The sequence below is a fragment of the Kitasatospora sp. NPDC059722 genome (genome assembly GCF_042733235.1).
Lineage (GTDB): Bacteria > Actinomycetota > Actinomycetes > Streptomycetales > Streptomycetaceae > Kitasatospora.
This window is the reverse complement of the sequence record NZ_JBHWGD010000048.1, coordinates 24,679-33,292: the sequence shown is the minus strand read 5'-3', so window position 1 is coordinate 33,292 and position 8,614 is coordinate 24,679. Positions and strand designations below refer to the sequence as shown.

The following is an 8,614-nucleotide window of genomic DNA, read 5'->3' as shown; positions in this document are numbered from 1 at the left end:
GCGTGCGCGCCGCGCCGCCCCTCCCGCGCCGCGCCGCCGCCCGCCGCCCCCGCCCCCCCCCACTCTAATGCTCGGTTTTCGGGCGGGGGCGCACCCCCCGCCCCGCGACTCCGCCCGCCGGGCGCGGACGTCGCCGACCTTCTGGCCGACCTTGCGCCGGATGACCAGCAGCGGCGCCATGGCCGCGAGCGCGATCTGGGCGAAGGCGCCGACGTGCAGGAGCAGGTCGCCGCCCGGCAGGCCGGTGGCCCACGCGGCCAGGCAGCCGATGGAGACCACGATCCAGCACAGCGTGGCGGTGGCCAGCAGGCCCTGCGGCTTCGGGTACTCGATCCGGCTGACCATCAGGTACGCGGCGCCGAAGATGGCGACCAGACCGGGCAGGAACGGCGGGTCGAGCAGCACGATCGCGATGACCGTCATGGCGCCCATCGGGCAGGGCATGCCCTGGAACACCCCGGGCCGCATCTTCACGGCCGAGAAGCGGGCCAGCCGCAGGACCACCGCGAGCAGCACCGTCAGCGCGATCAGCGCGGACAGCGGCCGGTTGGAGCCCTGCGAGACCATGCCCCAGACCGCGACGAAGTAGGCCGGCGCGATGCCGAAGCTGATCAGGTCGGCCAGGTTGTCGAGTTCGGCGCCCAGGGCGGAGGAGCGCAGCTTGCGCGCCACCAGGCCGTCGAAGAGGTCGCACATCGAGCCGATCAGCAGCAGCGTCACCGCGGTGGCGGCGCTGTGCCGGTCCGGAGCGACGTCCGGGTTGGTGATGTGCGGGATCAGGACCCCGGTGGTGATCGAGTAGATCGCCAGGAAGCCGCAGACGGCGTTCCCCAGGGTCAGGAAGTCGGCGGTGGACAGGTGCTGCGGCGAGCGCGGCGCGCGGAGCTCGCGGTCGCGTGCCCAGCGGCGACGGCGTAGCGCCGTCTCCTCGTCGTCCAGGCCGACGATGGTCTCAGGATCAGTCACGGTCAAGGCGTGTCACCCCGGCTGTGGTCTTCTGGCCGACCTCGACGCCGACCTCGACGCCGGCCGGCAGGTAGGTGTCGACCCGGGACCCGAACCGGATCAGGCCGATCCGGTCGCCCTGGGCGACCTTGGTGCCGGCGTCGACGTAGGGCACGATGCGGCGGGCCACGGCCCCCGCGATCTGCACCATCTCGATGTCGCCGAGCTCGGTGTCGAAGTGCCAGACGACCCGCTCGTTCTGGTCGCTGTCCTTGTTGAACGCGGGCACGAACCCGCCCGCGACGTGCTCGACCGACGTCACCGTGCCGGGCAGCGGCGCGCGGTTGACGTGGACGTTGAGCGGGCTCATGAAGATGGCGACCCGGGTGCGGCCGTCCGGCCAGGCGTCGATGCTCTGCACCACGCCGTCGGCGGGGGAGATCACTCTGCCCGTGCCGATCTCACGCTCGGGGTCGCGGAAGAACCACAGCATGCCCGCGCCGAGCGCGCAGGCGGGTACCGCCGCCAGGGCCCACTTGCCGCTGCGCCGGGTGAGGGCGGTGGTCACGGCGGCCGTGGCGAGGGTGGGGACGAACCAGGGGGTGGCTCCGCGCGCGATGGTCACGCGGGGTCGCCGACCGGCCGTCGTGGCTGCGAGGGCATCGCGGTCCGTGACGGAGGTGTGAGGGGACGGGCTGATGGGCATCGAAGACCTTTGTCGCGGGGGATCATGGCCGCTGGACGGGGGCCACCGCGGGATCGGGTAAGAGAGGGACGGCTGCTGTCCCGGTGGATGCTATCGGGAGCACACGGTGGGTGGGCAACCCGCCTGCTCGTTCCGCAGGCGCGAGGTCACGCCTACTCATACGACCGTAGCTCGGCCCCGTCCGGTTCCCAAGGGCCCGGACGGGCCTGGTGACTCTTGTCTCAGCGGGTGCGCCGGGGGAACGCCGCGTCCGCGCCATCCGCTCCCGGACGCCCCGGGACGGCGCCGCGACGGCGTGCGGAAGCGGCCGCGGGGCGCGTAGCTGCAGCTCTACGCCCTGCGGCCGCTTCCGGGGCCGTGCCGGACCCCAGGCGGACCAGGCCGGGGCCGTCGTGGCACGGCGGGATGCCGGGACGGGCCCGCACGCCCGTCGGCCGGCTGTTCCGGGGGCCACCCGTCGAGCCGGGGTGGCCCGGAGGTCACTCGGCGATCCGGTACTCCTCCAGGAGCCGGCGTCCGACGATCATCTTCTGGATCTCCGCAGTTCCTTCACCGATGAGCAGCATCGGGGCCTCGCGGTAAAGGCGCTCGATCTCGTACTCCTTGGAGAAGCCGTAGCCGCCGTGGATGCGGAAGGCGTCCTCGACGACCTCCTTGCAGTACTCGGAGGCGAGGTACTTGGCCATGCCGGCTTCGAGGTCGTTGCGCTCGCCGCTGTCCTTCTTGCGGGCGGCCATGACCATCATCTGGTGGGCGGCCTCGACCTTGGTGGCCATCTCGGCGAGCTTGAACTGGATCGCCTGGTGCTCGGCGATCTTCTTGCCGAAGGTGGAGCGCTGCTGGGCGTAGGAGATGCCGAGCTCGAAGGCGCGGCGGGCGACCCCGCAGCCGCGGGCGGCGACGTTGACGCGGCCGACCTCGACGCCGTCCATCATCTGGTAGAAGCCGCGGCCGGGGACGCCGCCGAGGATCCGGTCGGCCGGGATCCGGACGTCCTGGAGGACCAGCTCGGTCGTGTCGACGCCCTTGTAGCCCATCTTCTCGATCTTCCCGGGCACGGTGAGGCCGGGGACGGTCGGGTTCGGGCCGAATCCGGCCGTCTTCTCGATCAGGAAGGTGGTCATGTTCTTGTACGGGCTGCTGCCGCCCTCGTCGGTCTTGCAGAGGACCGCGACGAGGGTGGAGGTGCCGCCGTTGGTGAGCCACATCTTCTGGCCGTTGAGGACGTAGAAGTCGCCGTCCTTGACGCCCTTGGTGGAGATGGCCGAGACGTCGGAGCCGAGGCCGGGCTCGGACATCGAGAACGCGCCGCGGATCTCGCCGGCCGCCATCTTCGGCAGGAAGTAGTCCTTCTGCTCCTGCGTGCCGTGGGCGTTGATCATGTGCGCCACGATGAAGTGCGTGTTGACGATGCCGGAGACGGACATCCAGCCGCGGGCGATCTCCTCCACCACGAGGGCGTAGGTGAGCAGCGACTCGCCGAGGCCGCCGTACTCCTCGGGGATGGTGAGGCCGAAGAGGCCGAGCTGCTTCATCCCCTCGACGATGGCGGTCGGGTACTCGTCCTTGTGCTCCAGCTCGGTCGCGACCGGAATGATCTCCTTGTCGACGAAATCCCGCACGGTGGCGAGGATGTCCCGCTGGATCTCGGTGAGGCCGTCGGTCTGTGCGAGGCGTCCCATCGTGCGGCTCCGATTTGTCGTGAAAAGTCGGGGGGGGGGGATTGCCGGGGGCCCTGCCGGCGTGGCTGCGGCAGCAGGGCCCCCGTTCCGGGTGGGGGTCGGCCGATGACGGCGGCCTGCCCCTCCGGGGCATTGGGAGGGGAAAAGCGGTTCAGGAAAGAGGGGTGGGACGGCCGGGCTGCTCGCCGCCGCGCTCCTTGATGTACGTCTCGGTCGGCACCATCACCTTGCGGCGGAAGATGCAGACGACCGTGCCGTCCTGCTTGTACCCCTTGGTCTCGACGTAGACGATGCCCCGGTCGTCCTTGGACTTGGAGGGCCACTTGTCGAGGACGGTGGTCTCGCCGTAGATCGTGTCGCCGTGGAAGGTCGGCGCGACGTGCCGCAGCGACTCGATCTCCAGGTTGGCGATCGCCTTGCCCGAGACGTCCGGGACGGACATGCCGAGCAGCAGCGAGTAGATGTAGTTGCCCACGACGACGTTCTTCCCGAAGTCGGTCGTCTTCTCCGCGTAGTTGGTGTCCATGTGGAGCGGGTGGTGGTTCATGGTGAGCAGACAGAACAGGTGGTCGTCGTACTCGGTGACGGTCTTCCCGGGCCAGTGCTTGTAGACCGCGCCGACCTCGAACTCCTCGTAGGTGCGTCCGAACTGCATGGTGCTACGCCTCCGGGATCTCGAACTTGGTGGTGCGCTCCATGCCGGCGGCCCGGCCCTTGCCGGAGATGACCAGGGCCATCTTGCGGCTGGCCTCGTCGATCATCTCGTCGCCGAGCATCGCCGAGCCCTTGGCGCCGCCCGCCGCGGAGGTGCAGTAGTCGTAGGCGTCGAGGATCAGCTCGGCGTGGTCGTAGTCCTCCTGCGAGGGCGAGTAGATCTCGTTCGCGGCGGCGACCTGGTCGGGGTGCAGCACCCACTTGCCGTCGAAGCCGAGGGCGGCGGAGCGCCCGGCGACCTCGCGGTAGCCCTCCTGGTTGCGGATCTGCAGGTACGGGCCGTCGATCGCCTGGAGGTCGTTGGCGCGGGCGGCCATCAGGATGCGCATCAGGATGTAGTGGTAGGCGTCGGCGTTGTAGCCGGAGGGCTGCTCGCCGACCACCAGGGACTTCATGTTGATCGAGGCCATGAAGTCGGCGGGGCCGAAGATGATGGTCTCCAGCCGGGGCGAGGCCTCGGCGATGGCGTCGACGTTGATCAGGCCCTTGGCGTTCTCGATCTGCGCTTCGATGCCGATCTTCCCGACCTCGAAGCCCATGGTCTTCTCGATCTGGGTGAGGAGGAGGTCGAGCGCCTTGACCTGCTCGGCGTCCTGGACCTTCGGCAGCATGATGCAGTCGAGGTTGGGGCCGGCGCCCTCGACGACGGTGATCACGTCGCGGTAGGTCCAGTGGGTGGTCCAGTCGTTGACGCGCACGACGCGGGTCTTGCCGCCCCAGTCGCCGTTGTTGAGGGCGTCGACGATGGTGTGGCGGGCGCTCTCCTTGACCAGCGGGGCGCAGGCGTCCTCCAGGTCGAGGAAGACCTGGTCGGCGGGCAGGCCCTGGGCCTTCTCCAGGAAGCGCGGGTTGCTGCCGGGCACGGCGAGGCAGGAGCGGCGCGGGCGCAGGCGGTTGACAGTGGTCATGAGGGTGGTTCTGTTCCTTCCCAGTGGTCAGCTGGTCAGCTGGTCAGTTCGTGGCCGGGGTCGGTGCGGGCGTCCACGGCTGGAGCTTGTTGGCCAGCCGGATCTCGTCCACGATCCGGCCGATGATGGTCGTGATGCCGAAGTCCTTCGGGGTGAACACGGCGGCGACGCCGGCGGCCTTGAGGGCCTCGCCGTCCGCTGCCGGGATGATGCCACCCACGATCACCGGGACATCCTCCACCCCGGCCCGCCGCAGGCGCTGCAGCACGTCGGGCACGAGCTCGGAGTGCGCGCCGGAGAGGATCGACAGGCCCACGCAGTGGACGTCCTCCGCGACGGCCGCGGAGACGATCTGCTCCGGCGTGAGCCGGATGCCCTGGTAGACCACCTCGAACCCGGCGTCGCGGGCCCGGACGGCGATCTGCTCGGCGCCGTTGGAGTGCCCGTCCAGGCCGGGCTTGCCGACCAGCAGGCGCAGCTTGCCGGCGCCCAGCTCCTCGGCGGTGGCGGCCACGGCGGCGCGCACGGCGGCCAGTTCGCCGCCGGGCTCGGCCGCGACCGCGACCGGGGCGCCGCCGACGCCGGTGGGGGCGCGGTACTCGCCGAAGACCTCGCGCAGGGCGAAGGACCACTCCCCGGTGGTGACGCCGGCCCGGGCGCAGGCGAGCGTGGCCGGCATCAGGTTGGCGTCGGTGGCGGCGACGGCCTTGAGCTCCGCCAGCGCCTCCTGGGCGGCGGCCTCGTCGCGCTGTCCGCGCCAGGCCTCCAGGGCGGCGAGGACGGACTGCTCGGAGGCCGGGTCGACGACCATGATCGCGGTGTCGAGGTCGGCCGTGAGCGGGCTCTCCTCGGTGGTGTCGAAGCAGTTGACGCCGACGATCTTGTCCTCGCCGGACTCGATCCGGGCCCGCCGGGCGGCGTGCGAGGAGACCAGGTTGGACTTCAGGTAGCCGGATTCGACGGCCGGGATCACCCCGCCCATCTCCAGCACCTTGGCGATCTCCGCCTCGGCGCCGGCCAGCAGGTCGGCCGTCTTGGCCTCGATGACCTCGGAGCCGTTGAAGATGTCCCCGTACTCCAGCAGGTCGGACTCGTAGGCGAGCACCTGCTGGATCCGCAGCGACCACTGCTGGTCCCACGGCCGGGGCAGGCCCAGCGCCTCGTTCCAGGCCGGGAGCTGGACGGCCCGGGCGCGGGCGTCCTTGGAGAGCGTGACGGCGAGCATCTCCAGCACGATCCGCTGGACGTTGTTCTCCGGCTGCGCCTCGGTCAGGCCCAGCGAGTTGACCTGCACGCCGTAGCGGAACCGGCGCTGCTTGGGGTCCTCGACGCCGTAGCGCTCGCGCGTGACCTTCTCCCACAGCCGGGCGAAGGCGCGCATCTTGCACATCTCCTCGACGAAGCGCACGCCGGCGTTCACGAAGAAGGAGATCCGCGCGACCACGTCGCCCATGCGCTCGGCCGGCACCTGCCCGGAGTCGCGCACCGCGTCGAGCACCGAGATGGCGGTGCACATCGCGTAGGCGATCTCCTGGACGGGCGTGGCCCCGGCCTCCTGCAGGTGGTAGCTGCAGATGTTGATCGGGTTCCACTTGGGGATGTTGCCGACCGTGTAGGCGATCATGTCGGTGATCAGGCGCACCGACGGGCCGGGCGGGAAGACGTGCGTCCCGCGCGACAGGTACTCCTTGACGATGTCGTTCTGGGTGGTGCCGGTGAGCTTGGCGACGTCGGCGCCCTGCTCCTCGGCGACCACCTGGTAGAGCGCCAGCAGCCACATCGCGGTGGCGTTGATCGTCATCGAGGTGTTGGTCTGTTCGAGCGGGATGCCGTCGAACAGGGTGCGCATGTCGCCGACGTGGCCCACCGGCACGCCGACCCGGCCGACCTCGCCGCGGGCGAGGATGTGGTCGGAGTCGTAGCCGGTCTGGGTCGGCAGGTCGAAGGCGACGGAGAGGCCGGTCTGGCCCTTCGCCAGGTTCCGCCGGTAGAGCGCGTTGGAGTCGCTCGCGGTGGAGTGTCCGGCGTAGGTGCGCATCAGCCAGGGCCGGTCGCGCTTCTGCGGCTCGGTCATCGGATCGGCCTCAGACGTTTCGGAAGCGGTTGATCGCGTCGAGGTGCGTGGCGCGGAACTCCGCGTCGCGCACGCCCAGGCCCTCCTCGGGGGCCAGGCACAGCACGCCGACCTTGCCCTGGTGCTTGTTGTGGTGCACGTCGAGGGAGGCCTGGCCGGTCTCCTCCAGGGAGTAGACCTTCGACAGGGTCGGGTGGATCTTGCCCTTGGCGACCAGGCGGTTGGCCTCGTAGGCCTCGCGGTAGTTGGCGAAGTGCGAGCCGACGATCCGCTTGAGCGACATCCACAGGTAGCGGTTGTCGTACTGGTGCATGTAGCCGGAGGTGGAGGCGCAGGTGACGATGGTGCCGCCCTTGCGGGTGACGTACACCGAGGCGCCGAAGGTCTCCCGGCCCGGGTGCTCGAAGACGATGTCGACGTCCTCGCCGCCGGTGAACTCGCGGATCTTCGAGCCCAGGCGCTTCCACTCGCGCGGGTCCTGGTTCTGCTCGTCCTTCCAGAACCGGTAGCCCTCCGCCGAGCGGTCGATGATCGCCTCGGCGCCCATGGCGCGGCAGATCTCGGCCTTCTGCGGGCTGGAGACCACGCAGATCGGGGTGGCGCCGCCGGCCAGCGCGTACTGGGTGGCGTACGAGCCGAGGCCGCCGCTGGCGCCCCAGATCAGCACGTTGTCGCCCTGCTTCATGCCGGCGCCGTTGCGCGAGACCAGCTGGCGGTAGGCGGTGGAGTTGACCAGACCGGGGGAGGCGGCCTCCTCCCAGGTGAGGTGCTTGGGCTTGGGCAGCAGCTGGTTGGTCTTCACCAGGGCCAGCTGGGCCAGGCCGCCGAAGTTGGTCTCGAAGCCCCAGATGCGCTGCTCCGGGTCCATCATCGTGTCGTTGTGGCCGTCCGGGGACTCCAGCTCGACCGAGAGGCAGTGGGCGACGACCTCGTCGCCGGGCTTCCAGGCGTTGACGCCGGCACCGGTGCGCAGGACGACACCGGCCAGGTCGGAGCCGAGGACGTGGTACGGCAGGTCGTGGCGCTTGGTGAGCGGCGACAGCCGGCCGTAGCGCTCCAGGAAGCCGAAGGTGGAGACCGGCTCGAAGATCGAGCTCCACACGGTGTTGTAGTTGACCGCGCTGGCCATGACGGCGACGAGGGCCTCGCCCGGGCCCAGTTCGGGCAGGGCGACGTCGTCGAGGTGGAGGGACTTGCGGGGGTCCTTGTCGCGGCTGTCGAGGCCGGCGAACATCTGCTCCTCGTCCTTGTGGAGCGTGACCGCCCGGTAGGACTCGGGGAGCTGGATCGCTGCGAAGTCCTCCGCCGTGGCGTCGTTGCTGAGGATCGCGTCGAGGATTTGCTGCATGGCTCTGCCTCCGGAGGCGTACCTGTGTGAGGGCGCACAGGGCGTCTGGGGAAGGCCGGGAGCGGACACCGGCTTCGCTGTGGTGGGTGGTGGGCGGGGTCAGGCTGGTCGGCCCGGCCGTGGGCCGGGTGGTACTCGCTCTGCTCCCGGGGTGTGGGAACACCGGACGACGGCGCGCCGAGGTGGGGAGCCGCGGCGCCGCGACTGGTGAGTAACAACGTAGTGGCACCCTGTGCC

The 8,614-nt window shown here is 70.3% G+C and carries 6 protein-coding genes and 1 pseudogene; all 7 read right to left on the bottom strand.

What is annotated here, in order from left to right; all coding sequences use genetic code 11:
• Positions 1 to 102: 102 nt before the first annotated feature.
• Positions 103 to 972 (bottom strand): annotated as a pseudogene (locus ACFV4F_RS27215) (CDP-alcohol phosphatidyltransferase family protein); the annotation flags it as partial.
• The gene (locus ACFV4F_RS27210; RefSeq protein ID WP_329926306.1) at positions 959 to 1,651 is read right to left on the bottom strand and encodes a phosphatidylserine decarboxylase; all 693 of its coding nucleotides are present in this window, start codon (positions 1,649 to 1,651) and stop codon (positions 959 to 961) included. The pseudogene ACFV4F_RS27215 and the gene ACFV4F_RS27210, both read right to left, overlap by 14 nt.
• Positions 1,652 to 2,130: 479 nt before the next feature.
• Positions 2,131 to 3,333, bottom strand: coding sequence for an acyl-CoA dehydrogenase family protein (locus tag ACFV4F_RS27205; RefSeq protein WP_380445124.1), 1,203 nt, complete (start codon positions 3,331 to 3,333; stop codon positions 2,131 to 2,133).
• 151 nt (positions 3,334 to 3,484) lie between these two features.
• On the bottom strand, positions 3,485 to 3,988 hold the full coding sequence (locus ACFV4F_RS27200; RefSeq protein WP_045704019.1) for a MaoC family dehydratase: 504 nt from the start codon (positions 3,986 to 3,988) through the stop codon (positions 3,485 to 3,487).
• 4 nt (positions 3,989 to 3,992) lie between these two features.
• Entirely contained in the window at positions 3,993 to 4,955 is a 963-nt protein-coding gene (locus tag ACFV4F_RS27195; protein ID WP_380445123.1) for an HpcH/HpaI aldolase/citrate lyase family protein, read from the bottom strand.
• 43 nt (positions 4,956 to 4,998) lie between these two features.
• Positions 4,999 to 7,029: a protein meaA gene (locus ACFV4F_RS27190; protein WP_380506271.1), complete on the bottom strand. Its 2,031-nt coding sequence runs from the start codon at positions 7,027 to 7,029 to the stop codon at positions 4,999 to 5,001.
• Positions 7,030 to 7,039: 10 nt separating this feature from the next.
• Positions 7,040 to 8,377 (bottom strand): crotonyl-CoA carboxylase/reductase, encoded by a 1,338-nt coding sequence (gene ccrA, locus ACFV4F_RS27185; RefSeq protein ID WP_380445121.1) that lies wholly within the window; start codon positions 8,375 to 8,377, stop codon positions 7,040 to 7,042.
• Positions 8,378 to 8,614: the final 237 nt, after the last annotated feature.

Excerpts from the sequence above, each read along its gene's own strand:
- ACFV4F_RS27205 (WP_380445124.1), bottom strand. The coding sequence starts at position 3,333 with ATGGGACGCCTCGCACAGACCGACGGCCTCACCGAGATCCAGCGGGAC.
- ACFV4F_RS27200 (WP_045704019.1), bottom strand. The coding sequence starts at position 3,988 with ATGCAGTTCGGACGCACCTACGAGGAGTTCGAGGTCGGCGCGGTCTAC.
- ACFV4F_RS27190 (WP_380506271.1), bottom strand. The coding sequence starts at position 7,029 with ATGACCGAGCCGCAGAAGCGCGACCGGCCCTGGCTGATGCGCACCTAC.
- ACFV4F_RS27195 (WP_380445123.1), bottom strand. The coding sequence starts at position 4,955 with ATGACCACTGTCAACCGCCTGCGCCCGCGCCGCTCCTGCCTCGCCGTG.
- ccrA (WP_380445121.1), bottom strand. The coding sequence starts at position 8,377 with ATGCAGCAAATCCTCGACGCGATCCTCAGCAACGACGCCACGGCGGAG.
- ACFV4F_RS27210 (WP_329926306.1), bottom strand. The coding sequence starts at position 1,651 with ATGCCCATCAGCCCGTCCCCTCACACCTCCGTCACGGACCGCGATGCC.